This is a genomic window from Streptomyces sp. NPDC048734, assembly GCF_043198675.1.
In the GTDB taxonomy this organism is placed as follows: domain Bacteria; phylum Actinomycetota; class Actinomycetes; order Streptomycetales; family Streptomycetaceae; genus Streptomyces.
Genome location: NZ_JBICUZ010000020.1, coordinates 44,841 through 70,817, shown reverse-complemented (window position 1 = coordinate 70,817; position 25,977 = coordinate 44,841). Strand labels below are relative to the sequence as shown.

Annotated in this window: 25 protein-coding genes; 12 read left to right on the top strand and 13 right to left on the bottom strand. The window is 72.8% G+C overall.

Annotated features, from left to right (window positions below):
* Window positions 1-15 precede the first annotated feature (15 nt).
* Window positions 16-1,824, bottom strand: a complete 1,809-nt coding sequence (locus ACGFQC_RS33150; RefSeq protein WP_363090455.1) for a S8 family serine peptidase — start codon at window positions 1,822-1,824, stop codon at window positions 16-18.
* Between the two features lie 356 nt (window positions 1,825-2,180).
* On the opposite strand from ACGFQC_RS33150, the gene ACGFQC_RS33145 reads away from it, so the two are divergent.
* A complete protein-coding gene (locus ACGFQC_RS33145) occupies window positions 2,181-3,128 on the top strand; it encodes a lytic polysaccharide monooxygenase (RefSeq protein WP_363090454.1) in 948 nt (315 codons plus the stop codon).
* A 124-nt stretch (window positions 3,129-3,252) separates the two neighbouring features.
* Here the strand turns inward: ACGFQC_RS33145 and ACGFQC_RS33140 are convergent, their stop codons facing one another.
* Window positions 3,253-3,891 (bottom strand): Tat pathway signal sequence domain protein, encoded by a 639-nt coding sequence (locus ACGFQC_RS33140; protein WP_363090453.1) that lies wholly within the window; start codon window positions 3,889-3,891, stop codon window positions 3,253-3,255.
* A gap of 662 nt (window positions 3,892-4,553) precedes the next feature.
* Between ACGFQC_RS33140 and ACGFQC_RS33135 the strand changes: the two genes are divergently transcribed.
* Both ACGFQC_RS33135 and ACGFQC_RS33130 read left to right on the top strand, forming a co-directional pair.
* Window positions 4,554-5,222 carry a DUF6230 family protein gene (locus ACGFQC_RS33135; protein WP_363090452.1) on the top strand — a complete coding sequence of 223 codons (669 nt, stop codon included), beginning with the start codon at window positions 4,554-4,556 and terminating at the stop codon, window positions 5,220-5,222.
* Complete coding sequence (locus ACGFQC_RS33130; RefSeq protein ID WP_363090451.1) at window positions 5,219-5,638, top strand: DUF6114 domain-containing protein; 420 nt, start codon at window positions 5,219-5,221, stop codon at window positions 5,636-5,638. Before ACGFQC_RS33135 ends, ACGFQC_RS33130 begins: the two co-directional genes overlap by 4 nt.
* Window positions 5,639-6,044: 406 nt before the next feature.
* Here ACGFQC_RS33130 and ACGFQC_RS33125 read toward each other — a convergent pair whose 3' ends face one another.
* Entirely contained in the window at window positions 6,045-6,998 is a 954-nt protein-coding gene (locus ACGFQC_RS33125; protein WP_363090450.1) for an ABC transporter substrate-binding protein, read from the bottom strand.
* 396 nt (window positions 6,999-7,394) lie between these two features.
* Here ACGFQC_RS33125 and ACGFQC_RS33120 point away from each other — a divergent pair, with 396 nt between their 5' ends.
* From ACGFQC_RS33120 to ACGFQC_RS33105, 4 genes are read left to right on the top strand one after another with little or no spacing between them, the layout of a single operon-like run.
* Entirely contained in the window at window positions 7,395-10,235 is a 2,841-nt protein-coding gene (locus tag ACGFQC_RS33120) for an ATP-binding protein (RefSeq protein ID WP_363090449.1), read from the top strand.
* Entirely contained in the window at window positions 10,232-10,708 is a 477-nt protein-coding gene (locus ACGFQC_RS33115; protein ID WP_363090448.1) for a roadblock/LC7 domain-containing protein, read from the top strand. The genes ACGFQC_RS33120 and ACGFQC_RS33115 overlap by 4 nt, the downstream gene beginning before the upstream one ends.
* A 37-nt stretch (window positions 10,709-10,745) precedes the next feature.
* The gene (locus ACGFQC_RS33110) at window positions 10,746-11,186 is read left to right on the top strand and encodes a DUF742 domain-containing protein (protein ID WP_363090447.1); all 441 of its coding nucleotides are present in this window, start codon (window positions 10,746-10,748) and stop codon (window positions 11,184-11,186) included.
* Complete coding sequence (locus ACGFQC_RS33105; protein ID WP_363090446.1) at window positions 11,173-11,772, top strand: ATP/GTP-binding protein; 600 nt, start codon at window positions 11,173-11,175, stop codon at window positions 11,770-11,772. Before ACGFQC_RS33110 ends, ACGFQC_RS33105 begins: the two co-directional genes overlap by 14 nt.
* Before the next feature lie 153 nt (window positions 11,773-11,925).
* On the opposite strand, the gene ACGFQC_RS33100 is transcribed toward ACGFQC_RS33105, so the two are convergent.
* The 6 genes from ACGFQC_RS33100 to ACGFQC_RS33075 form a co-directional block, all read right to left on the bottom strand.
* Complete coding sequence (locus ACGFQC_RS33100) at window positions 11,926-12,594, bottom strand: ABC transporter permease (protein ID WP_363090445.1); 669 nt, start codon at window positions 12,592-12,594, stop codon at window positions 11,926-11,928.
* Window positions 12,591-13,310 (bottom strand): ABC transporter permease subunit, encoded by a 720-nt coding sequence (locus ACGFQC_RS33095; protein WP_363090444.1) that lies wholly within the window; start codon window positions 13,308-13,310, stop codon window positions 12,591-12,593. The genes ACGFQC_RS33100 and ACGFQC_RS33095 overlap by 4 nt, the downstream gene beginning before the upstream one ends.
* On the bottom strand, window positions 13,307-14,437 hold the full coding sequence (locus tag ACGFQC_RS33090; protein ID WP_363090443.1) for an ABC transporter ATP-binding protein: 1,131 nt from the start codon (window positions 14,435-14,437) through the stop codon (window positions 13,307-13,309). The genes ACGFQC_RS33095 and ACGFQC_RS33090 overlap by 4 nt, the downstream gene beginning before the upstream one ends.
* A gap of 209 nt (window positions 14,438-14,646) precedes the next feature.
* On the bottom strand, window positions 14,647-15,402 hold the full coding sequence (locus ACGFQC_RS33085; protein ID WP_363090488.1) for an FAD:protein FMN transferase: 756 nt from the start codon (window positions 15,400-15,402) through the stop codon (window positions 14,647-14,649).
* A 22-nt stretch (window positions 15,403-15,424) separates the two neighbouring features.
* Window positions 15,425-15,832: an FMN-binding protein gene (locus ACGFQC_RS33080; protein WP_363090442.1), complete on the bottom strand. Its 408-nt coding sequence runs from the start codon at window positions 15,830-15,832 to the stop codon at window positions 15,425-15,427.
* Window positions 15,833-15,842: 10 nt separating this feature from the next.
* Window positions 15,843-17,183, bottom strand: a complete 1,341-nt coding sequence (locus ACGFQC_RS33075) for a ferredoxin reductase family protein (RefSeq protein WP_363090441.1) — start codon at window positions 17,181-17,183, stop codon at window positions 15,843-15,845.
* A gap of 152 nt (window positions 17,184-17,335) precedes the next feature.
* Between ACGFQC_RS33075 and ACGFQC_RS33070 the strand changes: the two genes are divergently transcribed.
* Window positions 17,336-18,025, top strand: a complete 690-nt coding sequence (locus tag ACGFQC_RS33070) for a response regulator transcription factor (protein ID WP_363090440.1) — start codon at window positions 17,336-17,338, stop codon at window positions 18,023-18,025.
* Window positions 18,022-19,458, top strand: a complete 1,437-nt coding sequence (locus ACGFQC_RS33065) for a HAMP domain-containing sensor histidine kinase (RefSeq protein ID WP_363090439.1) — start codon at window positions 18,022-18,024, stop codon at window positions 19,456-19,458. The genes ACGFQC_RS33070 and ACGFQC_RS33065 overlap by 4 nt, the downstream gene beginning before the upstream one ends.
* 477 nt (window positions 19,459-19,935) lie before the next feature.
* Here ACGFQC_RS33065 and msrB read toward each other — a convergent pair whose 3' ends face one another.
* The 4 genes from msrB to ACGFQC_RS33045 form a co-directional block, all read right to left on the bottom strand.
* Complete coding sequence (gene msrB, locus ACGFQC_RS33060) at window positions 19,936-20,343, bottom strand: peptide-methionine (R)-S-oxide reductase MsrB (RefSeq protein ID WP_363090438.1); 408 nt, start codon at window positions 20,341-20,343, stop codon at window positions 19,936-19,938.
* Window positions 20,344-20,357: 14 nt separating this feature from the next.
* Window positions 20,358-21,743 carry a UDP-N-acetylmuramate--L-alanine ligase gene (murC, locus tag ACGFQC_RS33055; RefSeq protein ID WP_363090437.1) on the bottom strand — a complete coding sequence of 462 codons (1,386 nt, stop codon included), beginning with the start codon at window positions 21,741-21,743 and terminating at the stop codon, window positions 20,358-20,360.
* Window positions 21,744-22,024: 281 nt separating this feature from the next.
* Entirely contained in the window at window positions 22,025-22,498 is a 474-nt protein-coding gene (locus ACGFQC_RS33050) for an indole-3-glycerol phosphate synthase (RefSeq protein WP_363090436.1), read from the bottom strand.
* 224 nt (window positions 22,499-22,722) lie between these two features.
* Window positions 22,723-23,526: a pyrimidine reductase family protein gene (locus tag ACGFQC_RS33045; protein WP_363090435.1), complete on the bottom strand. Its 804-nt coding sequence runs from the start codon at window positions 23,524-23,526 to the stop codon at window positions 22,723-22,725.
* On the opposite strand from ACGFQC_RS33045, the gene zapE reads away from it, so the two are divergent.
* From zapE to ACGFQC_RS33030, 3 genes are all read left to right on the top strand, one after another.
* Entirely contained in the window at window positions 23,525-24,676 is a 1,152-nt protein-coding gene (gene zapE, locus ACGFQC_RS33040) for a cell division protein ZapE (protein WP_363090434.1), read from the top strand. The two genes, ACGFQC_RS33045 and zapE, sit on opposite strands and share 2 nt — an antisense overlap.
* A gap of 182 nt (window positions 24,677-24,858) precedes the next feature.
* Window positions 24,859-25,266, top strand: coding sequence for a hypothetical protein (locus tag ACGFQC_RS33035; protein ID WP_363090433.1), 408 nt, complete (start codon window positions 24,859-24,861; stop codon window positions 25,264-25,266).
* 122 nt (window positions 25,267-25,388) lie between these two features.
* Window positions 25,389-25,970, top strand: a complete 582-nt coding sequence (locus tag ACGFQC_RS33030; protein ID WP_363090432.1) for a carbonic anhydrase — start codon at window positions 25,389-25,391, stop codon at window positions 25,968-25,970.
* The last annotated feature ends 7 nt before the right edge of the window (window positions 25,971-25,977 follow it).

Sequence of the window (25,977 nt, the reverse complement as noted above, 5' to 3'; positions counted from 1 at the left end):
CAGTGGCGAAAGACCCTAGAAGGTCAGCTTCCAGCTGTTGAGCCGCCCGGTGTCCTGCGCGGCCACGTCCTGGACCCGCAGCTTCCAGGTGCCGTTGGCGACCTCGCCGGAGGCGTTCACCGAGTAGGTCGCGACCACGTTGTCCGCGGAGTCCGAGCTGCTGGACGCCTTCAGGCGGTACGCCGTACCGTCCGGGGCGACGAGGTCGACGACCAGGTCACCGCGGTAGGTGTGGGTGATGTCGACGCCGACCTGGAGGGCCGTGGGCGCGTTGCCGGTGCGGCCGGTGACGGCGATCGGGGACTCCACGGCCGACCCGTTGTCCGGGATGCCGAGCGCGGTGGTGCTGGTGAAGGTGGTGCCCCCCGTGGAGCCGCCGGAGCCGCTCACCGCCTGCACCGTCCTGGCCGCGTCGGCCAGACCCGCGCCGCAGCCGCCGGAGCAGGCGCCGGGCAGGGCACGGGCGTTGCTCTTGACGGCCGTCTCGATCTGCGCCGGGGTCAGCGAGGAGTTCGCCGACTTCATCAGCGCGACCAGGCCCGCGATGTGCGGGGTGGCCATGCTGGTGCCCTGGTAGTAGGCGTACGACTCCGTGGCGGGCGTCTTGGTGCCGGAGTTCAGGGTGGACAGGATGCCGTTGGCGGTGCCGGTGCTGGTCTGGCCGCCGGGCGCCGAGATGTCCACGAGGGAACCGTAGTTGGAGTACGAGGCCTTGGCGCCGGTGCGGCTCGTCGCGGCGACCGAGATCACGTTGTTGCAGTTGCCCGGCGAGTGGTTCGCGACGTTGTCGTTCTCGTTCCCGGCGGCCACGGCGACGGTCGTGCCGCGGCTCACTGCCGCGTTGATCGCGCTCTGGGTGGCCGAGGTGCAGGCGCCGTCGCCGCCCAGGCTCATGTTGATGACCTTGGCGACGTTGGTGTTGGCGGGAACGCCGGACACCGTGCCGCCGGACGCCCAGGTGATGGCGTCGATGATGTCGGAGTCGTAGCCGCCGCACTTGCCGAGGACGCGGACCGGGGAGATCTTCGCGCCGTGGGCGACGCCCGCGATGCCCTTGCCGTTGTTGGTGACGGCGGCGATGGTGCCGGCCACGTGGGTGCCGTGCCAGGAGGAGTTGCCGGCCGGGACGCCCGCGCCGCACTCGCCCGCCGCGTAGTGGTCGCCGGGGTCGGCCGGGTTGCCGTCACGGCCGTCGCCGTCCACCGAGACGGCGGTGTCGGCGATGAAGTCGTAGCCGCCGACGATGTTCGCGGCGAGGTCGCTGTGGGCGACGTAACCGGTGTCGATGACGGCGACCGTCACGCCGGTGCCGGTCGCGGTGTTCCAGGCGGCGGGGACGTTCATGCCGGCGGTGGCCTCGAACAGGTCCCACTGCTTGGCGTACTCGGTGTCGTTGGGGTCGGCCTTGGCGGTGTTCAGGCGGTCCGGTACGACGTAGGCGACCTGCGGGTCCGACCGGTACTCGGCGACGACGTCGGCGACGTCCGCGCCGGTGAGGCCGGAGCCCAGGTCGACCAGGGCGGCGCCGGTGCCGAGGCGGCGCTCGAAGTCGACGTCCTCGCCGGCCTTCTCGCCCTTGGCGGCGGCGTCGGCCTCGGCGGCCCGGTTCGACTTCGCCTCCTCGGCACCGGACTTGTAGCCGACGATGAGGCGCTCGGCCGGGGTGCCGGGTGCCGCCTCGGTCTGGGCGGCCGGCACGGCGGCCTGCGCCGGCGTGCCGCCCGGGGTGGCGGCGGACGAGGCGGTGGTGGCCGCGGTGAAGAGAGCCGCGGAGACCGCGGCGACGGATATCAGCTTCCGTCCGAGAGCGGGAGAGGTGCGCAAGGGGGCATGCCTTTCGGGGCCGGCTCCGGGCAGGGGGGAGCCTCGGTCGATTCGCTTCGTCGTCGAAGCGGCGGGGGGTGGATCGAGGAGCAACACGCAGGCCGGCCAGGCGGGATGGCCGCCCCCAGGGGTTACCTGTGGGTCGGCTGTGTCGGAACGATAGGCAGGGCGAAGGTCGTTCGGATACGGGGGAAACCCTCGATCCGGCCGGAACACCACCCTTGTCGGCGGCAAGTGGTGTGCGGATGCCCGGGTTTGCTCGGGGGAGGCCGGGTGGCCGGCGGCGTGAACGCGCGGGTCCGCCGCCGCGTACTGCACGTCGAAACCGTTCCCGCGCCGGCCGAGGAGACGTCCCGATGCGCCGCACGACCGCACACCGCGCCGCCGCCCTGGTGGCCGCCGTCCTGGGCCCGATCCTGCCGGTGCTGCTGGGGGCGGCGGGGCCGGCGCAGGCACACGGCGCGCCGACGGCCCCGGTCAGCCGGGTCTACGCCTGTTCCCCCGACGGCGGTTCAGCCGCCGGGTCCGCGGCCTGCCGGGCGGCCGTGGCCGCCAACGGGGCGCCCTTCACGGCCTGGGACAACCTGCGGGTGGCGGACGTCGGCGGACGCGACCGGAGCACGATCCCCGACGGGCAGTTGTGCAGCGGCGGTCTGCCCGCATACCGGGGACTGGACCTCGCACGTTCCGACTGGCCGTCGACCCCTCTGACACCGGGCGGGACGCTGCGCATGACGTACGTCTCGACGATCCCGCACACGGGCACGTTCAGGCTCTACCTGACAGAACCGGGATACGACCCGTCGCGGCCCCTCACCTGGGAGGATCTGCCCGAGCGGCCGTTCGCCGAGGTCAAGGACCCGGCGCTGCGGGACGGCGCCTACCGGCTCACGGCGAAGCTGCCCGCCGACCGCACGGGACGCCAGGTGCTGTACACGGTCTGGCGGAACAGCAGCACGCCCGACACCTATTACTCGTGCTCGGACGTGGTGTTCCCGGAGAAGGACGCGGTCGCGCCCTCGCCGTCCGCGAAGGCCACGGCCGCCGCCGCGCCGCGGTCCCCGTCCGCCGCCGCCTCGGCCTCGGCGGACACGGCGACCGGTACGACGACGTCCGCCGACCCCGTCCGGGGGACGGCGGCGGTTCCCGGCGCGCCGGAGGCCGCCACGCCGGCGAGCGCCCCGGTGGCGTCCGCCTCCGGGGCCGGCTCCGGGCCGTCCGCGCCGCTGCTGGCGGGTGGCGCCGCCGCGGTGCTGGTGCTCACCGGCGGCACCACCCTGGTCCTGCGCCTGCGGCGGCGCTGAACGGGCTACCGGCTCGCGTGCGAACCGGCAGCCCGTCCTGTTCCAGCCGCGGTTCGCGAACCTGTTTCCACCGCGGTTCGCGAACCGGTTCCCGCCGCGGTTCCGTGGAGCTCTCCCGCGCCGGTCAGTTGACGGTGACGGCGGCGCCCGCGGCGTTCACCGGGGCGTACTTGGCGGTGAAGTAGCCGTTCGCGAAGCACAGCGACGAACCGGACGCCTTGGCGAAGGGCTGGGCGGTGAAGGTGATGCTGTTGTCGGCGTTGCTCGCGACGCCGGTCAGGCTGGGTGCCTTGTAGACGCAGTTGATGCTGCCGAGGAGCGTGCGCAGCACGACCGTCGTCTGGATGCTGGAGCCGGCCGCCGGGGTCACGGTGAGGGTGCCGGCGGAGGACACGGCCGCTTTGTACGGCAGGTTGTTGACCGTGATGCTGGTGACGCCGAGCACCCCGACGACGTTCGCGGAGCAGTTGCCGAAGGTGTGCGCGGTGAGCGACTCGTCGGCCGTGCCGGGGGCGGTGGGGTTGGCGGTGACGGTGGCGCTGAAGCCCGACGAGGCGCAGGAGACGCCGCTGGTGCCGGTGGCGGAGGAGTAGAGGGTGGCGTTGGTGCCGCTCGCGAGGGAGGCGTTGAGGACGTCACCGACCGCGACGTCGCCGTTGACCGTGGTGAGGACGGCCGGGGCGGCGGCGGAGGCCGGGGTGACCGCCGTCAGCGAGAGGGCGGTGGCGGCGAGGGCGAGGGCGAGGAGAGGGCGAGTGCGCATGCGGGTGCCTCGTTTCTCAGGTGGGGTTGTTCCCGGAGGGTGTTCCTGGAGGTGCGCTCAGGGGAGGTGCGGGGACGCGAGTCGACGCCCGACCGGTGCCGGCCCGGAACGCCTTCTCCGTACGTGACGGGCCGGCAGCGCAGGTGGCGGCGGACACGGCCGCGGGGGAAAAGCGGCAGTGGCGGCGCCGGACGGGAATCGGACTCGGGACGCGAGGGGGCCCGTGCTGGATGCCCGGGCGGTCGTACCCGTTCTGACGGGAGGTCCGGCCGTCGGTTTCGAGGGACGGCCGGACCGGGTCCGGGAGCGCGGAGAGCGGCTCGCCGCGCTGCGGATCCGGCGCCACGGATCCGGGCTGAGTCACCGAGAGTTGTAGACCTGATGGTTCGTCAACGTCAAGGCACCGCGCAGAAGTTGATGGATCCACGGAGATGCGTGAAAGCGCCGGTCCGCGGGCGGCACGTTTCGCTCACCCTTTTTCCACATCTCCCTTGACCCTGCGGTGTAACCATCGGTAACTTCCTCGCAGGCTACTGACGCGTAACGAGAAAGCCCTTGCGGCTTCCGGGAGTTGCGAGGAGACGTACGCGACAGCCGCTGTCCGCGCCAGGACAACACGCCGCTGAAGCCCAACCCGCATGCCTATGCCCATGGGAGCAGACATGGCCTCGTCCTCGGACGTCACGTCGTCCGCCGAGAACATCCCCGGGAACCCGGAAAGCGGTTCCGCAGAAAGGCGCGGCCGGGTCCGGCTGCGCCGGGCCGCCGTGATGGCCGTGCCCGCGACCCTCGTCACCGCCGGTCTCGCGGTGCTCACCGCCCAGGGAGCCCTGGGCGTGCAGTTCGCGATCTCCGGCATGCCGTTCGTGGTGACCGCCGACAAGCTCGAGGGAAACGGTTTCGCGCAGTTCGGCTCGCTGGACCACATGATCGAGAACAGCCCCAACGAGGGTGACACCGGCGGCCAGGTCCTGGTCGTCACCTCGGTGGTGAAGTCGGGCAAGCTGACCAACATGTGCCAGAGCGTCGACCTCGGCGGCATCCAGCTCGTCCTCACCGCCGGCGACAAGGGCGACAAGGTGAGCGTGGAGAACCTGGCCATCGACTCGGACGACATCACCGGCAACGCCGCGTTCAACAACATCGAGATCGGCCGCGACGCCAGCACCTTCGACAAGGTCGACACCCGCGGCCTGCCGGGCGTCTACGGCCAGCAGGCGGACAAGGTCGTCATCACCGACCTGTACCAGCACAACTACGCCGCCACCGCCGCCGTGTTCAAGCTGCCCGACCTGCACATGCGGTTCGGGGGCGAAGGCTGCCCGCGGTGAACGGCTTCCGGCGGTGGACCGCGCGCCGGCCCTTCCCGGGCGGTCTGCTGCTCGTCCTGGGCGGCGCGGAGATCCTGGTGACCATGAAGGCACCGCTTCCGGTGATCCTGCACATCGGCATGCAGGGCCTGGCCGGCTACCTCCTGCCGACCCTCATGGTGCTGGTCGGGCTGCTGATCCTGTTCAACCCGGCCCAGCGGCTGTTCTACTCGATCATCGGTGTCCTGCTGTCCCTCGGGACGTGGCCCACCTCGAACCTGGGCGGCTTCCTCATCGGACTGCTCCTCGGGGTCGTGGGCAGTTGCCTGACCTTCGGGTGGCTCCCGGACCAGGAGTCGCGCAAGGTCCGCAGGCAGCGGCGCAAGGCGGCAGGGGCGGCCGGTCAGCCGCCGCTGCAGGCCGGTGAGCCCGCCTGAGCGGAACTCCGCCGGGCTCACCGCAGGGGCCGGGGCGATCCACCGTCGACGGGGATCGCCCCGGCCCCTTTCCCTCGACGCCGCGCGTCCTTCCCGCCGGCGCCGCGTGCTCTTCCCGCCGGCGCGCCGCGTGCTTTTCTCTCCGGCGCCGCGTGCTCTTCCCGCCGGCAACGGCGGACGGTGCCGCAGCCGTACAGCCGCCCGGCGGCGGCCGGTCGGCGGCGGCCGGTCGGCGGCGGCCGGTCGGCGGCCGGCGCGGAAGGAAGGAACGTACGGCCCGGTCGCGCACCTCGGGGGCAGGACGGGCACCACCCGTACCGCGTCGGCGGGCGCGATCAGCCCGCCGACGGTACGGGTGGTGCCGTCCGGGACGACCCGGTGTGCTGTCGTGTCCGACGCGGGCGGATCAGCCCAGGCCGACGGACTTCAGCCAGGCCTTGGCCACGTCCAGCGGGTCCTTGCTCTCCAGCTGCACCTGGTAGTCCAGGTCCAGCAGGGTCTTGGTGTCGAGCTTGGCGGAGACCGCGTTGAGCGCGTCGACGCCCTCCTGGGAGAGCCCGCTCTTGTAGACCAGCGGGGTCACGTTCGCGAAACCGAAGAGGTTCTCCGGGTCCTGGAGGACGACGAACTTCTCCTTGGTGATGGTCGGGTCGGTGGTGAAGATGTCCGCGGCCTGCACGGTGTTCTTCTTCAGCGCGGCCTGGGTCAGCGGACCGCCGGCGTCCAGCGCCTTGAAGGACTTGAACTTCAGTCCGTACACCGCTTCCAGGCCGACCATGCCCTGCTGCCGGGTCTGGAACTCGGGCGAGCCGCCGAGGACCAGGTCGGGAGCGATGTCCTTGAGGTCGGCGAGGGTGGACTGCGCGGTGAGGTCGTACTTCTCCGCGGTGTCCGCGTTGACCGTGACGGAGTCCTTGTCCTCTGCGGGCGAGGACTCCAGCAGGGTCAGCTTGGGGTCGAGCTTGGCCTTGGCCGCCGCGTTGACGGCCTCGAGCGACTTCTGCTCGGCCTTGGCGTCGAGGTAGGCCAGCAGCGAGCCGTTGTACTCGGGCAGGACGGTGATGGAACCGTTCTTGAGCAGGCCGTACGTGGTCTCGCGGCTGCCGATGTTGGGCTTGTAGGACACCTTGACGCCCTTGGCCTTGAGGGCCTCGCCGTAGATGTCGGCGAGCAGGATGCTCTCGGCGAAGTTGTTGGAGCCGACGACGACGGTGTCGCCGGCCGCCTTGTCCTCGGAGAGCGGGTCGGTGTCGTCGGAGGAGGAACAACCCGCCAGCAGGGCCGTCATCGCGGCGAGCGCGACGGCCGCCGCGCCTGGGTGGTTCCTGAGGGACCTGCTGCTGTGGGCGTTGGAAGTCACGTCTGCCGTTCCGGGCTCGGAGGTTGGTGGAGAGAACGAACGCTCCGTCTGATCCAATCCAGCGCGTTCTCCGCGAGTCAAGTGCCGCCGGGTCACCGATTGGCTTCGATGCGCGACCGGTTGTGACGGTTCGTGAAGGAGGAAAAGCCAGGACGACACCCGGGAGGCGGCGTTTTGTAATGGATTCTTGACGTAGGGCCACACACTTGATCGATCGAGGAGGCGATAGTCTCGCCGAAGTCGACGCGGGTCACAGCGGTGTGCGGGGGCCGCTCCGGTGCCGTGGCGCACCCTGCGCGGTGCGGTCGCGCGCCCGACCGGGTTGCCGAGAACGCCGATCACCATCGGACAGAAGCGTGCGTCGCGCGGTGCGCACGACCTCATGAAGGAGGCCTGGTGTCCACGACCGAGGTGGACGCGTCCTCCCCCCGTCGCCCGGCTTCGCACGAGCGGCACAGGCAGGGGGGACCCCGACGGCCGGCGGTCTCGTCCGTACGCCGGGGTCTGCGGGGTTTCGCCGACCGGTGGCCCTTCCAGCGCAAGCTCAACATCCTCGTCGGCGTCCCGCTGGCGGTGATCGCCCTGCTGCTGACGTGGGTCATCACCGACCTGGTGGAGGAGTCCGACCACGCCGAGACGGCCGCCCAACTGGTCCGGGACAGCGCCGAGGTGGCCCAGCTGGTCGCCGACGTGCAGGCCGAGCACCAGCAGGCCGTCCTGCTGTCCGTGCGGTACGAGGCGTCCTTCGACGGGGGCACGCCCTCCACCTCCGCCTACCGGGTCGCCCAGCTCGCCGTCGACGCGCAGGTCCAGACGGTGCGGGACACCTTCGGCGACCGGCTGCCGGACACCGAGGCGCAGGCGCTGCGCGAGATCGAGGGCCTGGCCGGGCTGCGGGACACCATCGAACAGGGGTATCTGCCCGCCGACAACATCGACCCGGCGTACGCGGGCGCCGCCGACGGCCTCATCGACGGCCTCGGCCTGGACCGCAACACCGCCCTCGCCACCACCTTCACCGGTAACCTGCTCGACTCGCTGCTGCGGGCCGACGCCGCCCACGGCGCCTACGAGACCGGCGTGTTCTCCGCGCGGACCGGCGACAGCAACGCCCTCATCGAGTTCACCGGAGCGGTCGGCTCCCACGAGCTGTACACCTACCAGGCCGAACGTTTCGCCCGGTTCGCCACCGAGGCGCAGACGGAGCTGCTCGGCGACATCGAGCACAACCCGGCGCAGGCGGTCATCGGTCAGCACTACGCCGAACTCGCCGTCGACCCGAGCGCGTTGCAGGCCGAGTCCAAGAGCGAGATCCGCGTCGCGTTCCGTGAGGCGCTGGACTCCTACCACCGCTACAACGAGCAGGCCGAGACCCGGCTGCGGATCACCGGCTCGCTCATCGACCAGATCGCCGACCGCGCCGACGACGCCGCCGACGGCGCCGAGTGGCGCGCGGCCCTGCTGCTGACCCTGGCACTGCTGGGCTTCGCCACCTGGATCGCGCTGGCCGCGCTGGTGCGCCGCTCCGTGATCCGCCCGGTGCTGGCCCTGACCGGGGCCGCGCAGGAGGTCGCCGACGTCGCCGGGCGCGAACTGGCCCGGGTGGCCGACGACGACGCCGAGGAGAGCGGGCCGCCGCGGCTGCGCGAGCTGCCGGTCACCGCCGACGACGAGATCGGCGCGCTCGCCGAGGCCTTCAACAACGTCCAGACGACCGCGGCCGCGCTGCTGGAACGCCAGGTGATCAGCCGGCGCAACGTGGCCGAGATGTTCGGCAACGTGGGGCGCCGCGTCAGCAACCTCACCACCCGCCAGCTGGCGCTGATCGACGCCGTGGAGCGCGGCGAGACCGACCCGGCGTTGCTCGAACGCCTCTACTCCATCGACCACATCGCGGTCCGGTTGCGCCGCAACGCCGACAGCCTGATGCTGCTGGCCGGCATCCGCGAGACCGTGCTGGACTCCGGTCCGGCCGCGCTCACCAACGTGGTCCGCGCCGCGCTCGGCCAGATCGAGGGCTTCCAGCGGGTGCAGCTGTACGCCGGCACCGAGGTCATGGTCGAGCCCGACATCATCGGCGACCTGACCCTGATGGTCGCCGAACTCGTCGAGAACGCCGTGTCGTTCTCCCCCGAGGGCAGCCCCGTCGAGGTCCGGGTCCGGCCCGGCGACGACGGCGCGACGATCACCGTCGCCGACCACGGGCTGGGCATGAGCGCCGAGCGGCTCGCCGAGGAGAACGCCCGCCTGGTGCGCCGCGAACGCCTCGACCTCGTCCCGACCAAGGTGCTCGGCCTGTTCGTGGTCGGCGCGCTGGCCCGCCGCTGGGAGATCGACGTCACCCTGACCCGCACCCCGGGCGGCGGCGTGACGGCGGAGGTCTCCATCCCCTCCGGTCTGCTCCTGACGCCGAGCGGCACGGCCCTCCAGGGGGCGGCACCCGCGACGGCGGCGCTCCCGCCCGGCAGGGCGACGGGTACGGCGCCCGGCACGACGGCCGGTACGACGGCCGCCGCCCGGCCGGGTGCGCCGGACTCCCCCGCCGCGCCGGCCCCCGCCCCGGTCCCGGCGGGCGGCCCCTCCCGGGCGGCCTCCGTGCCGGCCTGGGCGGCGACGGACGGCGGGGACCCGGCACCGCTCCCCCGCCGGGTCCCCCGGCGCGAGCCGGCCGGGACCGAAGCGGAGACGGAGGCCGCGGCCGGGTCCCCGCTCGTCCCCGAACCCCGTACCGAGGAGCCGACGGTCCACGACCGTACGGCGGAGCCCGCGCCGCACGCCGTCGCCCGGCCCTCCGCCGCCGGGCCGGCCGACGGCACCGTACGCCCGGCGACCCTGCCCGGTGACGCCGCGCCGGATGCCGGGGAGCCCGCGGCCCGCGCCCACGACGGCGGGAGCGCGCCCCGCCCGGCGGCGGATCCCGCGCACGACGGCGCCCGCCCCCTCCGGCGCCGGGTCCGCGGGGCCACGCTGCGGACCACCGCGGAGGCCGCCGACCGGCAGGCCGCACGGCGGTCGGCGCCCCCGCCCGCCGACGCGGACGCCGTCCGCAGCGCGCTGGAGGAGTTCGAGGCGGCCGTGGAACGCGCCCACCGCGACACCGGCGAGCATCCTCTCCCCGACGACGGTTGCGCACCGCCCGGTGACACCGGGCGCGACGACCGTACGACCGACCGCCCCACCGGCGACCGGAACACCATGCACCGCCAGAACCACCTTCCGGAAGGAGCCGAGCAGTGAGCACGTCGACAGGAGGCACTCCCGCGGGAGACGCCACGCCGACCGACCTGCGGGCGGCCGCAGCCGACTTCACCTGGCTGCTCAACCGTTTCGCCAACGAGACGGCCGGGGTCGTGGACGCCATCGCGGTGTCCACCGACGGCCTGCTGATCGCCGTGTCGGAGCTGCGTGAGCACGCCGACTCCGAGCGGCTGGCCGCGATCGTCTCCGGCATCACCAGCCTGGCCGCCGGCGCCTCCGGCAACTACGGTCTGGGCGGCCTGAACAAGGTCATCATCGATCTGGAGGGCGGCCACGTGCTGGTCTCCGCGATCGGCAGCGGCGCCGTGCTCGGCGTGGTCACGGACAAGGAGGCCAAGCTGGGCAACATCGCCTACGAGATGACCGTGTTCGCCAACCGTGCCGGTGCCGCGCTCAGCCCGCAGCTGGTGCTGGAGCTGAAGAACAGCGTCGGCGCCACCAGGTCGCGCTGAGCGTCCGCCGCCGGTCCAGAGAGGAAACCCACCACCGATGGCGGACGGCCGCACTCCGCGCGGCGCCGGCGAGGACGGCGTCGCACCCGTCGGCCCGGCGTCCGCCGTCCGGCCCTTCTTGGTCACCGCTGGCCGGGTCGCGGGATCGGGCGAGGCATCGGCCGGCCGGCCGATGCCGGTGGAGACCCAGCTGGTGGCCACCGCCGCCGGGCTCGCCGAGCTCGACCGGCTCTCCTTCGAACAGCACGACATCGTCGCCGCGTGCAGGCAGCCGCAGTCGATCGCGGAGATCGCGGCCCGGCTGCGGCTGCACCTGAACGTGGTGCGGGTCCTCGCCGAGGACCTGCGCGCGGCCGGGCAGCTGTCGGTGCACGTGCCCGACTCCGGCGTCACCCATGACGCGTCCGTCCTGCGCAGGGTTATCGATGGCCTGCGGGCCATCCCCGACTCCCGGGGGGTACTCCGTGACTCCGACTGAACCGCTTGTCGGCCGTTTCGCCGGTCAGGCCGCCGTACGGCCGCCGCTGCCGGTGAAACTGGTGATCGCGGGCGGCTTCGGCGTGGGCAAGACCACCGCCGTCGGCTCGATCTCCGAGATCGAGCCGCTGACCACCGAGGCCGCCATCACCGAGGTGGCGGCGGGGGTGGACGACCTCAGCCACACCCCGCGCAAGACCACCACCACGGTCGCGATGGACTTCGGCTGCATCACCATCGACCCGACCCTGAAGCTGTACCTGTTCGGCACGCCGGGACAGGAGCGGTTCGGCTTCATGTGGGACGACATCGTGGAGGGCGCGGTCGGCGGCCTCGTCATCGTCGACACCCGCCGCCTCGACGACTGCTACGCCGCCGTCGACTACTTCGAGCACAAGCAGATCCCGTTCGCCGTGGCGGTGAACGCCTTCGACGGCCGGGTCGAGCACGGCCTGGACGAGGTCCGCTGGGCCCTCGACGTGTCCGAGGGCGTCCCGGTCCTGGTCTTCGACGCCCGCGAGCGCGGCTCGGTGCGGGACGCGCTGCTGGTGGTCCTGGAGCAGGCGCTGGCCCGGTCGCAGGGGTGACGGCCGCGGTCGCGCGCCGGGAGCGGCGGCGCGGCCGGGGCGCGGCGCCCGCGGCGGCGGCCTCGCCCCGGTCGCAGGGGTGACGGCCGCCCCGGCCCGGGCGGTTCGCCCCGGCCGGGGAACAGGCACCGGCGGGACAACCGGAGCCGGGCGCTACGCGCTCCTGCGCACCCCCGGTGACACCGTCACCTTGGTGACCGCCCAGAACACGGCCAGGGTGGCCAGGGCCATGCCGGCGGTGAGGGTGGCGCCGCCGACGACCTTCTCGTAGTCGCGCTGGTAGAGGCCGTCGATGATGTAGCGGCCGAGGCCGCCGAGGCTGACGTAGGCGGCGATGGTGGCGGTGGAGACGATCTGGATGGCGGCCGAGCGCAGCCCGCCCAGGACCAGCGGGAGGGCCACGGGGAGCTCCACCTGGAGCAGGATCCGGGTCTCGGCCATGCCCATGCCCCGCGCGGCGTCCACCGGGGACGGGTCGACGGAGCGCATCGCCTCGTAGGTGGTGACCAGCACGGGCGGGACGGCGAGGACGACCAGCGGGATCATCACGGGCAGCATGCCGAAGCCGATCAGCATCGTCATCAGCACCAGCAGACCGAAGGTGGGCAGGGCCCGTCCGGCGGTGGCGATCAGGGAGAGGACGTTGCCGCCGCGGCCGTAGTGACCGGTGAGCAGGCCGACCGGCAGTCCGATCAGGGCGGCCAGGCCGAGCGCTTCCAGGGTGTACCCGAGGTGCTCGCCCAGGCGGGTGGGGATGCCGTCGTAGCCCTGCCAGTGGGCGCTGTCGCCGAAGAAGGCGCTGACGAAGTGGAGTACGTTCACCGGGCTGCGTCCTCGATGGCGGGTTCGGCCGGCACGGGCCGGGGCCCGGCGGACCGGGGCGTCGTACGGCGTCCGGCGCCGCTCGGCATCCACGGGGTGAGCAGGACGCGCACGCCGACCAGCGCGGCGTCGGCGAGCATCGCCAGGACGGCCATGGTGATGACGGCGTTCCAGGCGAGTTCGGGACGGTTGTAGATGGTGGCGTCGTGCAGGAGGTTGCCGAGGGCGCCCTGGTTGCCGATGAGGGTGCCGACGCTGACGAGGCTGATGCTGGACACGGTGGCCACCCGCAGCCCGGCGATGATCGCGGGCACGGCGATCGGCAGCTGGACCTGGAGGTAGCGGCGCACCGGCCCGAAACCCATGGCGGTGGCCGCGGCGAGGGTCTCCTGCGGAACCGAGCGCACCGCGTCGACGATGGCGGGGACCAGGACGACCAGGCTGTAGACGGTCAGCGGGATCATCACGGTCAGCTCGGTCTGGCCGGTGTAGTCGATGAGCACGACGAAGAAGGCCAGCGACGGGATGGCGTACAGCACGGTGGTCACCCACAGCACCGGCGCGTACAACCAGCGCAGGCGCACGCAGAGCTGGCCGAGCGGGAGGGCGAGCAGCAGGCCGGCCAGGACGGGCAGCAGTGCCTCGCGCAGGTGCAGTCCGATCAGTCCCCACCAGCTGTGCTGGAGGTCGCTGGGGATGTCGAAGAAGCCGTTCATCGCAGGGCCTTGGGCCGGCCGGCGCTGTCCTCGTGGGCGCCGCGGATCGCCTCGCCGATGGCCTGCTGGGAGACGACCCCGGCCGCCCGCCCCTCGCCGTCCACGGCGACCGCCCAGCCGGTGGGCGAGAGCACGGCGCAGTCGAGGGCGGCCCGCAGCGAGTCCCGTCCTGCGACGAACGGCCGCCCGTGGGACAGCAGTCGGCCCACGTCGACGTGGCCCGCGGTGAGTCGGTCCGGACGGCTCCAGCCGAGGGGCCTGCCATCGACGTCGGTGACGAGGAGGTAGGGCGCGCCGGCGTCGGCGCGGGCGGCGATCTGCTCCGCGGAGGCGTCGACGGCGACGATCGGCGCGGTCAGCAGGTCCAGCCCCGCGGAGGAGAAGAACGACAGGCGCCGGATGCCGCGGTCGGCGCCGAGGAAGTCCTCGACGAACGCGTCGGCGGGGCTCGACAGGAGTTCGGCGGGCGGCGCGAACTGGGCGAGCCGGCCACCGGTGCGCAGGACGGCGACCATCGTGCCGATCTTGACGGCCTCGTCGATGTCGTGCGTGACGAAGACGATGGTCTTGCCCAACTCTTCCTGTATACGCAGGAGTTCGTCCTGGAGTCCCTTGCGGACGACGGGGTCGACGGCGGAGAACGGCTCGTCCATCAGCAGGACGGGCGGGTCGGCGGCGAGGGCGCGCGCGACGCCGACGCGCTGCTGCTGTCCGCCGGAGAGCTGGTAGGGGTAGCGCTTGGCGAGCGAGGCGTCGAGACCGACGCGGTCCATCAACTCACGGGCGCGGGCGCGGGACTTGTCCTTGCTCCAGCCGAGCAGTCGCGGCACGGTGGCGATGTTGTCGACGATCGTGCGGTGCTGGAAGAGCCCGGCGTTCTGGATGACGTAACCCATCGAACGGCGCAGGGTGTTGACCGGCTGCCGGCGGCTGTCGACGCCGTCGATGAGGATGCTGCCCTCGCTCGGCTCGACCATCCGGTTGATCATGCGCAGGGTCGTCGTCTTGCCGCATCCCGAGGGGCCGACGAGGACGGTGATGGCACGGTCCGGTATCTCGAGGGAGAGGCGATCGACCGCCACCGTTCCGTCCGGATATCGCTTGGTGACTGAATCTATCCGTATCAAAGCGCCGAACACCCTTCGGGTCTGGCCGTGTCTGCCCGCTCTCGACCACGCACGTTCCGAGCCGTTGCGGGGAGAGTCTAGACCGCTTGTGTTGCGGGGGTTCTGACGGGCGGGGCGGCCATCCGACGGACCCTCACCAGATCAGCAGGCCGCCGCCGCTCCCCACCCCAGTGCCCAGACCGCGACGACCGACACTCCCACCCCCACGCTCACGCCGCCCCCGCATCCATCCCCACGGACGGGAACCCTGCCGTGCGCAGGACGGTTCGCCCCGCGTCCACGGCGTACACCTCGCACCCCGGCAGGCCCGCCGCCCACTCGACGCCCGCCGCGCCCATCGCGAAGGCGGCGGTCGCCACCGCGTCCGCCTCCGTCAGCGTCGCCGCCACGACGCTGACGGACAGCAGTCCGGTCGCCGGCCGCCCGGTGCGCCCGTCGACGATGTGGTCGCCGCGTTCGTAGCGCGCGGAGGTCGCGACGGCCCCGTCGGTCAGCTCCAGTACCGTGCAGAGCCTGTCGGCGATCTCCGGGTGCCGTACGCCCACCCGCCACGGGCCTCCGCGGACGACGACGTCGCCCCCGGCGTTGAGGCAGAACCGTCCCGCCCCGGCGGCGGCCAGCCGCTCCGCGGCCCGCTGCACCGACCAGCCCTTCACGATCGCGCAGGGGTCGAACCCCCGCCCCGGCAGCCGGGCGTCGAAGGCGCCGCCGGTGGCGACCCGGTACCGCTCGCACAGGTCGAGGATCTCCACGAGGTCCGCGCTGAGCCCGGAGGCGGGCAACTCGCCCCGCCCGTACCGGGACACCTCGCTGGCCGCCCGGAACGGGCTGAACCGTTCGTCGACCTCGCGCAGCCACGCGAACACGGCGTCCGCGGCCTCGGCCACCACGCCGGCGTCGTCCGGGCCGTCGACGGCCTCGAGTCCGTCCGGGCCGTCGACGCGCAGGGAGACCGGGAAGCCCATCACGTGTTCGACGCGGTGCACGTCAGGCGCTCTTCGCGTCGATCGCGGCCTGGAGGGACTCCTTGTAGCCCTCGCTGGTGAGCGTCGCGCCGGACACCGTGTCGATGTCCGCGCTCTGCGCCTCCAGCGTCTCCGAGACCAGCGTCGGCACGGCCGCCGTCGTCTGCGGGTGGTCCGGCTGCTTCAGCATCCGCACCGCGGTGATCTCCTCCCCCTCGAAGGTGACCTCCACCTGCACGTCGCCCTTCTCGGTGCGCACGGTCGTGCCCGCGACGACGACGGCGCCGGAGGACGAGGTGGCGGACGGGACGGAGGGCGTCGACGCCGGTGCGGCGACCTCCGTGGACGCGGTTCCCGTCGACGGCTCGTAGCGCCAGACGGGGACGAGTCCGACGACGGACAGGACCAGGACAGGCAGTGCTCGTTTCACGATGTCTCTCTCATCCCGCCAGGCTGAAGCGCTCGAAGTGGATCTGCGTCCGGGGCACGCCCAGCGCGCGCAGGGTGCCCAGGACGGCGTTCATCATCGGGGGCGGTCCGCACAGGAACACGTCCCGGCCGACGATGTCCGGCACGAGGCGCAGCAGTTCGCCGGGGGCCAGCCGGTCGGGCACGGGCGGCCCGGTGACCAGGTGCAGTTCGGCGCCCTTGAGACGGGCGAGGTCGCGCAGCTCGTCGTGGAGCACGGCGTCCCGTTCGGAGCCGACGCGGTGGATGACGACGGCGTGGCCGTGCAGTTCCTCCAGCAGGGCGCGGACGGGGGTGACGCCGACGCCGCCGGCGATCAGCACGGCGTCCGGCCGGGTGCGGTGCATCGCGGTGAAGGCGCCGTAGGGGCCCTCGGCGAAGACGCGGGTGCCGGGCCTCAGGTGCCGCAGTGCCGCGGAGCCCTCGCCGGCGGCCTTGGCGGTCAGGCGCAGGTGGCGGCCGTCGGGCGCGGCGGACAGGGAGTACGGGTTGGCCTGCCACCAGCGGTCCCTGGTGAGGAACCGCCACAGGAAGAACTGGCCGGCGCGGGCCGGCAGCCGGTCCAGGTCGCGGCCGGTGACGTACACGGAGACCACGTTGTCGGACTCGGGGACGACGGCCTCGACGCGCAGTCCGTGGCGCAGGTTGCGGTACAGCGGCAGCGCGAGCCGGCCCGTGAACACCGAGCCGAGGGCGACGCCCCACAGGGTGTACCAGTACGCCGTGGCGGCGGACGACGTGGTGAACGTCGTACCGGCGGCGACCTGGTGGGTGAAGGCCAGCACCACGGCGACGTAGGTGTAGAGGTGGATGAAGTGCCAGGTCTCGTAGGCCAGCCGGCGGCGGGCCCAGCGGGCGGAGACGCCGCCGACGACGAGGATCAGGCCGAAGGCGACGACCGCGCGGAACACGCCCTCGACGGTCTCGGCGAGGTCGACGAGCTGGCTGACCGGGTCCATGGTGGAGGACCGGGCGTAGCCGAAGGTGACGAGGACGACGTGCCCGAGCAGCGTCCACAACAGGCCGAAGCCGGTCCAGCGGTGCCAGTTCGTGAGCCGGTCCATGCCGATGCGGCGGTCCAGCCAGGGCAGCCGGGCGACCAGCAGCAGCTGGAACGCCATCAGCAGGGCGGCGTAGAGGCCGGCGAAGCGGCCGAGCACGAGCAGGGCGTTGGAGGCGAAGCCGGCCTGGACGGCGAAGAGGGTCACGACGACCGCGTTCGCGGCCGGCACGGCGTACAGAGCGGTGCGGGCCACGACCGCGGGGCGTATCGCCGTGGTGGGGGGTACGGGGGGCGACTGGACGGTCGTCACGGACGGAAACTCCTTGATCGGGTCCTCAGGACACCGAGCTTTGCCGCCCGTTGCTGTCGATACCCTGTCGTACAACTTTCAAGAGGATATCGATGTCGGTCCGGCGGCCTCCGGGGCCCGGTGCCGCGGAGCGCGTGACGCAGTATGAGCGAGTGGAAAAAGTACGACTCCTGGTGGTGGACGACGATCCGCCGATCGCCGACCTCGTCGCGACGGTCGCCCGCTACGAGGGCTGGGACGCGGTCACCGCGAACACGGGCGAGGAGGCTCTGCGGCGCGCCGCGGAGTTCCGTCCGGACATCGTGGTGCTCGACCTGATGCTGCCCGACATCGACGGTTTCGGCATCCTGGACCGGCTGCGCCGCTCCGGGACGATGGTGCCGGTGGTGTTCCTGACCGCCCGTGACGGGGTCGCCGACCGGGTCGCGGGGCTCACCCGCGGCGGTGACGACTACCTGGTCAAGCCGTTCGCGGTCGAGGAACTGATGGCCCGGCTGCGGACCGTGCTGCGCCGCAGCTCGGGCCCGGCGTTCCAGCGGTCGGTGCTGCGGGTGGGGGACCTGTCGATGGACGAGGACACCCGTGAGGTGCGGCGCGGCGACAGCACGCTGACGCTCACCCCGACCGAGTACGAGGTGCTGCGCTACCTGATGCGCAAGTCGCCGACGGTCCTCACCAAGGCGCAGATCCTCGACCACGTGTGGGAGTACGGCTTCGGCGGCCGCTCCAACGTGGTGGAGCTGGTGGTCAGCCGGCTGCGCCGCAAGCTCGACGCGACGGGCGAGCCGCTGATCCGGACGGTGCGCGGGTTCGGGTACGTCATCCGGCAGGCCGCCGAGTGATCAGCCGGGCCCGGGAGGTGTACCGCAGGCTGCGGCTCGGCACCCGGCTCGCGCTCGGCCTGGGCGCGCTGTCGCTGGTGGTGTTCGCGGTGGTCGGCGCAGCCCTGACGGCGTACATGCGCGACTATCTGGAGCACCAGCTGGGCTACCAGATGAAGGTCGTCCAGACCGTGCAGTCCGAGGACGCCGCGGCACACGGCACGGTGACGCAGAAGCCGTACTGGGGCTGGTTCTCCGCGGTGTACGACGTGTCGGGCGGCTCGGCCGTGCTGCGCCGGCCCGCCGACATCCCGCACGACATCCGCCCCCTCACCCGGTTCGCCGAGGCGATGGCGCGCTCGGACACCGAGCTGCTGCGCACCGTGCGGCTCGACGGCGAGGGCGTGTACCGGCTGCGGGCCTGCGAGGTCCGGCCCGGGGTGGTGCTGGTCAGCGCGGCACCGTTGAAGGGCGTCGAGGACACGATCGAGCGGCTCGTCACCGTGCAGGTCGTCGCCTTCGGCCTGGCGCTGCTGGGGCTGGTGGTGGCCGGGCGGGCGCTGCTGCGGCGCGGCCTGAAGCCGCTGAGCGACATGGCGCACACCGCGCACGGCATCGCCTCGCACGACCTCACCGAGTCGGCGTCGCGGCTGCACGTGCGGGCCGACGCCCCCGGCGGCGGGCCGGAGGTGGAGGAGCTGCGCACCGCGTTCAACACGATGCTGGAGCACATCGACGACTCCCTCGCGGTGCGCGCCGAGGCCGAGCAGCGGCTGCGCCGTTTCGTCGCGGACGCCTCGCACGAACTGCGCACCCCGCTGATGTCCGTGCGCGGCTACGCGGACCTCTTCCAGTACGCGGCCGCCAACGAGCCCGGGGAACGGGACAGGCACCTGGCCCGGCTGCGCGCCGAGGCCGCCCGCATGGGCGTGCTCCTCGACGACCTCCTGCTGCTGGCGCGGCTGGACGCGGCGGAGGTGGAGACCCCGCTGCGGACGGAGGACGCGGACCTGGTGGAGCTGGTCGAGCAGGCGGCCGACGCGTTCCGCGCGGGTCACCCCGACCGTCCGCTGGCGGTGGCGCCGGGCCCGGCGTCGGTACGGCTGCCGCTGGACCCGCAGCGCGTCCGGCAGGTCCTGGACAACCTTCTCACCAACGCGGCCGTGCACACCCCGCCCGGCACCCCGGTCTCGGTGGAGGTGTCGGTGGCCGCGCACACGGTGCGGGTGCGCGTCGCCGACGAGGGTCCCGGCATCCCGCCCGGCGACCGCGACCGCGTCTTCGACCGCTTCTACCGCGTCGACAAGGCCCGCAGCCGCGACCGCGGCGGCAGCGGCCTCGGCCTGGCGGTGGCCCGCTCCCTGGTCGAGGCCCACGGAGGAACCCTCGACCTGGACGACGACCCGGCGCGCACGGTCTTCACCCTCGCGCTGCCCCTGCGACCTCTCCGGTGAGGCACGGGGCCGCCGCACGGGCCGAGTCCCGCCGCCCGCCCCGTGGATGAGCGGCCCGGGTACCGCCGCCGACCCGTGGATGAGCGGCCCGAGCGGCGGGCAGAGATCCCGCAGCACCGCGGTCGCCCCTCCGCCCGCACACCGTCGGCTCGCGGACACCGCACCGTCACACCGGAGGGGAACGTCTCCCCCGTCCCCTCCCCGTTCAGGGCCCGCCCGCCGGGTTCGCACCGCCCGCCGCCCGCGCGTCCACCGACCGCGGCCGCCGCCGTGGCCGGTGGACGCGCGGGCGGCGGGAACCGGCCGGACGGCACTCCCCTCGCCCTGGCCACGACCACCGTCATCGGCTATCGCGTCCTGACGGTCTGGCTCCCCCTGCTGGCCGGGGATGCTGGTGCTCTCGGCGCTCGTGCAGCGGAAGGTGCTGTGAGGGGCGGCGGGCGCGGGGTGCGGGCAGGCGCGGGGTGCCGGTGGGTGTCAGCCCTCGGCCGGCGTCAGCCGCAGCGAGATGCTGTTGATGCAGTACCGCTGGTCGGTGGGGGTGGCATAGCCCTCCCCCTCGAAGACGTGGCCGAGGTGCGAGCCGCAGCGCGCGCAGCGCACCTCGGTCCGCACCATGCCGTGCGAGCGGTCCTCGATCAGCTCCACCGCGTCGGTGTCCTTCGGGTCGAAGAAGGACGGCCAGCCGCAGTGGGACTCGAACTTGGTTTCAGAGGTGAACAGTTCGGCGCCGCAGGCCCGACAGGAGTAGACACCGGTCGTCTTCGTGTCGGTGTACTCACCGGTGAACGCGGGCTCCGTACCGGCCCGGCGCAGCACGGCGTACTCGGCCGGGGTCAGTTCCGCCCGCCACTGCTCGTCGGGCTTTTCGACGTCGTACGACATGAAGGCCAACCCCTCTACTTCTGTGCGAGACGGTCCAGGATGCGCGGGCCCAGGTCCGTCACGTCGCCCGCGCCCATGGTGAGAACGAGATCACCGGGCCCGGCCATTCCCGCGATCACGGAGGGCACCTCGTCCTTGTCGTGCACCGGGGTCACGGCGGCGCCCGCCGCCCGGCCGGCGTCGATGATCAGCTCGCTGGTCACGCCGGGGATCGGGTCCTCGCGGGCGGGGTAGATGTCGAGGACGACGGAGGCGTCCGCGAGGGCCAGCGACTGTCCCATCTCCTTGCCCAGCTCCTGGGTGCGGGAGAACAGGTGCGGCTGGAAGACGACGAGGATGCGGGCGTCGCCCGCGGCGCGCATCGCCTCCAGGTCGGCCGTCATCTCCGTCGGGTGGTGCGCGTAGGAGTCGACGACCTGCACGCCGGCCGCCTCGCCCTTGAGCTGGAGGCGGCGCTTGACGCCGGTGTAGGCGGCCAGGGCGGGCGCCAGCTCGGCGGCCGGGATCCCGAGCGAGACGCCGGCGACCAGCGCGGCGACGGCGTTGTGCGCGTAGTGGCGGCCGGGCACGGAGACCGCGAAGGTCAGCTCCTGCCCGTCGAGCAGGACGGTGACCTCGCTCTTCAGTCCCTGGGCCACCACCGACAGCACGCGTACGTCGGCGTCCTCGGCCTCCCCGTACGTCACCACCCGCACGCCCTCGACCCGCCGGGTCAGCTCCCGCGCGCCCTCGTGGTCGGCGGAGATCACCAGCGTGCCGCCGGGCACGATCTTCCCGGCGAACGTCTCGAAGGACTCGTAGATCTCGTCCATCGACGCGTAGTTGGCGTGGTGGTCCAGCTCCACGTTGAGGACGATCGCGACCTCGGGGGCGTACTTGTGGAAGCTGCGGTCGGACTCGTCGGCCTCGGCGACGAAGATCTCGCCGTCGCCGTGCAGCGCGTTGGAGCCGGGCGCGTCCAGGTCGCCGCCGATGGCGTACGAGGGGTTCAGGCCCAGCTCGGACAGCGAGACCGCGAGCATGGAGGTGGTGGTGGTCTTGCCGTGCGTGCCGGCGACCGCGATCGGCCGCAGGCCGTCCATCAGCCGGGCGAGGGCGTCCGAGCGGTGGACCACCGGGATGCCCAGCTCGGCGGCGCGGGCCAGCTCGGGGTTGTCCGCGCGGATCGCCGACGACACGACGACGCAGCTGGCGTCGTCGGCGAGGTGCTCCGCGGCGTGCCCGATGTGCACGGTCGCCCCGAGCGCCCGCAGCGCCTCGGCGGTCGCCGACTCCTTGGCGTCACTGCCGGCCACCTCGGCCCCGCGCTGGGCCAGGATCTTGGCGATCCCGGACATCCCGGCCCCGCCGATGCCGATGAAGTGCGGTCGGTCCATGGCGGAAGGAAGGCCGGGTGCCATGCGTGTCTCTCCCAGATGCGGTACGACGGTGACGCCCCCACCCTATTCCGCGAACCGACCACACCCGACCAGGGGCACGGTGAACGCCCCCGCCCTTCGGCCGAGGCGCACCGCATCCACCTCAGGGGCGCGGGCAACCGGCCGAGACCGACCGCGGCGCACGACAGGCCGCCCCAGGGGCGCGGGGAACTGCGCGACCGGCCACGGACGACCGCCGGCCGCCCGACCACCCGCGCCCCCACGGCGCACCACCCGTCCGGCCGACGGCAGTCACACCGCGGTCACGCCTTGCTGTGCGAGAACAGCTTCAGCACCGGCACCCCCACCTTGTGACGCGCTCGCGACGCCCAGTCGCGGTGGAAGAACTCCTCCACGTAGTGCGGATCGGTCAGGACGATCACCTCGTCCGCCCCGGTCTCCTCGACGAGCGTCTTCAGCGCGTCCAGCGGGTGGTCCTCCACCAGCCGCCCCACCGCCTCGTTGCCGGCGGCGTGCAGGGCCTGCAGGGACACGTCCAGGGCCCGGACCCCGAACCCCTTGGCCTCGTCGCCCTCGGGCGTCTCACCCTCCTTCGCCGCCTCGTCCAGCTCGCCGAGCGCGACGTCGTCGATGGCCCGCAGCAAGCGGTCCGCCTGGTCGCCGCGCGGCTGGAGCAGTACGTGGAACGAGACCGGTTCGTCACCGTGCAAAGTGGTGACGAACTCCACGTCGGCGGACGTCAGGGCCTTCTCGATCATCAAAACGCTTGTGAACACCAGCGCCTCATTCTCCTTCGAGGACCCCCGTGGCCCTCAGTCCTCCGCGGGCCGTTCAGGGCCTTGCGGAAACCGTCCTTCCCCGTGTTCGCACGGGGTCTGCGTGTCCTAGTCTGCCCGCCCGGAGCTAACCGGAACGGAAGATTCCGACCAATTCGGCTCCCAGGGGCGCTGCCCCCTTTTTCCCCGGCGCCGCCCCGCCACACCCCCTTCCACCTGCCATGTCAGAGCCTCCCGTACCGACTGAAGAGGAACCCGTCCTCCTCCAGGAGGGACACCAGGGCGAACCGTCGCGGAACGGCCACCTCCGGTCCGCCCGCGATGCGCTGCGCGCCGCCCGCGGTGAGCATCGGGGAGAGGGTCAGGCACAGCTCGTCGAGCACCCCGGCGGCCACCAGTTGCCCGAGCAGCCGGGGACCGCCCTCGGTGAGCAGCCGGGTGTGCCCGAGGGCGGCGAGGGCCCGGACGGCCCGCGCCGGGTCGACGCCCGTTCCGTCCCCGGCGGTCACCACCCGGGCGCCCGCCTCCTCGGCCGCCGCGACCCGGTCGGGGGCCGCCGCCGCGCCGGTCAGGACCAGGGTCGGGACCAGCGGGGAGGTGAAGAGGGGCAGCGAGAAGTCCAGGTCCAGGCCGGCGCTGACGATCGCGATCGCCGGGGCGGCGCCCTGCCCGGCCGCCTCCCGCCGCGCCGCGAACTCCGCACGCGCGCGTGCCGGGCGGTACTGCTCCCGGCGTACCGTTTCGGCACCGACGATCACCACGTCGGCGAGCGCCCGCAGGGTGCCGAAAACGCGCATGTCGGCCGGGTGGGAGATGGGTTGGGAGCGCCCGTCGTGCTGGGCGGCCCCGTCGAGCGTGGAGACCATGTTGGCGCGCAGCCAGGGCACGGGCCCGCCGGGGCCGGGCTCCGGATAGGCGTAGGCGTCGGCGATCTCGCCGAGGCTCCACTCACGGGCCTTTGCCGCCGCACCTCCCTCGCCCGGGGTGTCGGCCACTGTCTGGTCGGTCACAGGGAACAGCCGTCGCATGCCAGGCAGTCTGGCACGGCGCTTACCATGGGGAACCGTGTCGTCCTCCCATCCCGCCCCCGCCCCCGGCCTCGACCCGACAGCCGGCGCGGCCCCCGTGTCCCTCTGCGCCCGCGAGCCGCGTGTCCCCGCGGACCGGCTGGTCGCGGAGATGGTGCCGCCGCCCCGGTTCGACTCGGTGCGCTTCAGCACCTACCTCCCCGACCCGAACCAGCCCAGCCAGACGCGGGCGGTGGAGGTCCTGGAGGGCTTCGCCGCGGGTCTCGGCGGGGCGCACGCCGTCGGTTCCGCCAGACGGGGGTTCCTGGGCCTCGGCCGGGCGAAGGCCCCGAAGGTCCCGGCCGGCCCGCGCGGCGTCTACCTGGACGGCGGGTACGGCGTCGGCAAGACGCACCTGCTGGCGTCGCTGTGGCACGCAACCCCGGCCGAGCCCGCGCTCAAGGCGTTCGGCACCTTCGTCGAACTGACGAACCTGGTGGGCGCCCTCGGCTTCCAGCAGACGGTACGGACCCTCTCCGGCCACCGGCTGCTGTGCATCGACGAGTTCGAACTGGACGACCCGGGCGACACCGTCCTGGTCTCGACGCTGCTCGGCAAGCTGGTCGAGGCGGGCGTCGCCCTCGCGGCCACCTCCAACACCCTGCCGGGCAAACTCGGCGAGGGCCGGTTCGCGGCGGCCGACTTCCTCCGGGAGATCCAGGGACTGTCCGCGCACTTCCGCGCCCTGCGCATCGACGGCGAGGACTACCGCCACCGCGGTCTGCCCGAGGCGCCGGCGCCGTACTCCGAGGAACAGGTGACGAAGGCGGCGTACGCCACCGCCGGGTCCTCGCTCGACGACTTCCCGCGCCTGCTCGACCACCTCGCCCGGGTCCACCCCAGCCGCTACGGCGCGCTGACCGATGGCCTGAAAGCGGTCTGCCTCACCGACGTCCAGCCGGTCCCCGACCAGTCCACGGCACTGCGCCTGGTCGTCCTCGCCGACCGGCTGTACGACCGCGAGGTCCCGGTGCTGGCCTCCGGACTGCCGTTCGACCGCCTGTTCAGCGACGAGATGCTGAACGGCGGTTACCGCAAGAAGTACTTCCGGGCGATCTCCCGCCTCACCGCGCTGGCCCGCGACGCCAAGCGGCTCGTCGAGCCCGCCTGAGCGTCCGCCCGCCCCCGCCGGGGGCCGGTTCGCGCCACTCCACCCTCGTTTTTGAGGCGCAGTTGGTCTCGAAACGTGGAGTTAACCCTGCAAACAACTTTGCAGGGTTAACGTGTTTCTTGACCAGTGGTTGACCAACCGTTGGTCCGGACTAGAGGCATGAAACGGCCGGGAGGGGGCGCATGTTCCGAGGTACGACGGCCGGGACCGTGGTTTCGCTCCTCGTCGCCACCCTGCTCGCGTTACCGTTCTTCACACTCGCCCCTTCCTTCGCACACGCGCACACGGCCCGTCACGTCGAGGCCAAGGCTCAGTCCGGAATCAAGCTCTCCGCAACGCCCGCGCGCGACGAGATCTCCTCTCCCCGCCCCTGCGGCCGGTCCGGGAAACCCTTCGATCCCCTGCGCCTGCGCGACCGGCACCGCGCCACCGTCACCGCCGATCCGGCGCCGCAGCAGTCCGAGCGCCCCCGGCCGGTCCCGGACCCGACGGCCGGGCACCGGGCCGCCGGCCCGGCCGGCCCCCACCAGCACTGGTCGAGATCCTCGGCGGCCCACTCCCCGGCGGCCCTCCAGGTCTTCCGCTGCTGAGAGCGGCCATCCGCTGCCGAGAGCGGTCTTCCGCCGCCGAAGCGGAGCAGAACAGCAGTTCCCCCACCTGTCCTGCACGTCCGACGCGCACCCCACCGCGCGCCAGGAGGAATCACCACGTCATGCAGCCCCTCATCGACAACGCCCGTACGTTCGGACAGCGCCCTGAGGAGTTCGCCAAGCTCGCAGAGGGCCAGTCCCCCGACGTCCTGTTCATCACCTGCTCCGACTCGCGGGTCGTTCCCGCCCTGATCACGGGCGCCCGCCCCGGCCAGCTGTTCGAGCTGCGCACCGCGGGCAACATCGTTCCCCCCTACGTCTCCAACCCCCCGACCGGCGAGGCCGCCACCATCGAGTACGCCGTGGAGGTGCTCGGCGTCCAGGACGTCGTCGTCTGCGGTCACTCGCACTGCGGTGCCGTCGGCGCACTCGTGCGCGGCGACGACCTCGACGCCGTCCCGGCCGTGCGCGCCTGGCTCGCGCACGCGGCCGGCGAACCCGCGGCCGCCGACGCCGGCGACCCGGCCGTCGCGCAGGCCGTGCAGCACCACGTCCTCGCGCAGCTGCTGCGGCTGCGCTCCTACCCGTGCGTGGAGAAGCGGCTCGCGGACGGCCGGCTGCGGGTGCGCGGCTGGTACTACGAGGTGCACACCGGTGCCGTGCGCGAACACCGCGTCGACACCGACTCCTTCGAGGCCCTGTGAGGACCCC

Excerpts from the sequence above, each read along its gene's own strand:
- ACGFQC_RS33145 (WP_363090454.1), top strand. The coding sequence starts at position 2,181 with ATGCGCCGCACGACCGCACACCGCGCCGCCGCCCTGGTGGCCGCCGTC.
- ACGFQC_RS33140 (WP_363090453.1), bottom strand. The coding sequence starts at position 3,891 with ATGCGCACTCGCCCTCTCCTCGCCCTCGCCCTCGCCGCCACCGCCCTC.
- ACGFQC_RS33135 (WP_363090452.1), top strand. The coding sequence starts at position 4,554 with ATGGCCTCGTCCTCGGACGTCACGTCGTCCGCCGAGAACATCCCCGGG.
- ACGFQC_RS33110 (WP_363090447.1), top strand. The coding sequence starts at position 10,746 with ATGGCGGACGGCCGCACTCCGCGCGGCGCCGGCGAGGACGGCGTCGCA.
- ACGFQC_RS33095 (WP_363090444.1), bottom strand. The coding sequence starts at position 13,310 with ATGAACGGCTTCTTCGACATCCCCAGCGACCTCCAGCACAGCTGGTGG.
- ACGFQC_RS33085 (WP_363090488.1), bottom strand. The coding sequence starts at position 15,402 with ATGGGCTTCCCGGTCTCCCTGCGCGTCGACGGCCCGGACGGACTCGAG.
- msrB (WP_363090438.1), bottom strand. The coding sequence starts at position 20,343 with ATGTCGTACGACGTCGAAAAGCCCGACGAGCAGTGGCGGGCGGAACTG.
- murC (WP_363090437.1), bottom strand. The coding sequence starts at position 21,743 with ATGGCACCCGGCCTTCCTTCCGCCATGGACCGACCGCACTTCATCGGC.
- zapE (WP_363090434.1), top strand. The coding sequence starts at position 23,525 with ATGCCAGGCAGTCTGGCACGGCGCTTACCATGGGGAACCGTGTCGTCC.
- ACGFQC_RS33045 (WP_363090435.1), bottom strand. The coding sequence starts at position 23,526 with ATGCGACGGCTGTTCCCTGTGACCGACCAGACAGTGGCCGACACCCCG.
- ACGFQC_RS33035 (WP_363090433.1), top strand. The coding sequence starts at position 24,859 with ATGTTCCGAGGTACGACGGCCGGGACCGTGGTTTCGCTCCTCGTCGCC.
- ACGFQC_RS33030 (WP_363090432.1), top strand. The coding sequence starts at position 25,389 with ATGCAGCCCCTCATCGACAACGCCCGTACGTTCGGACAGCGCCCTGAG.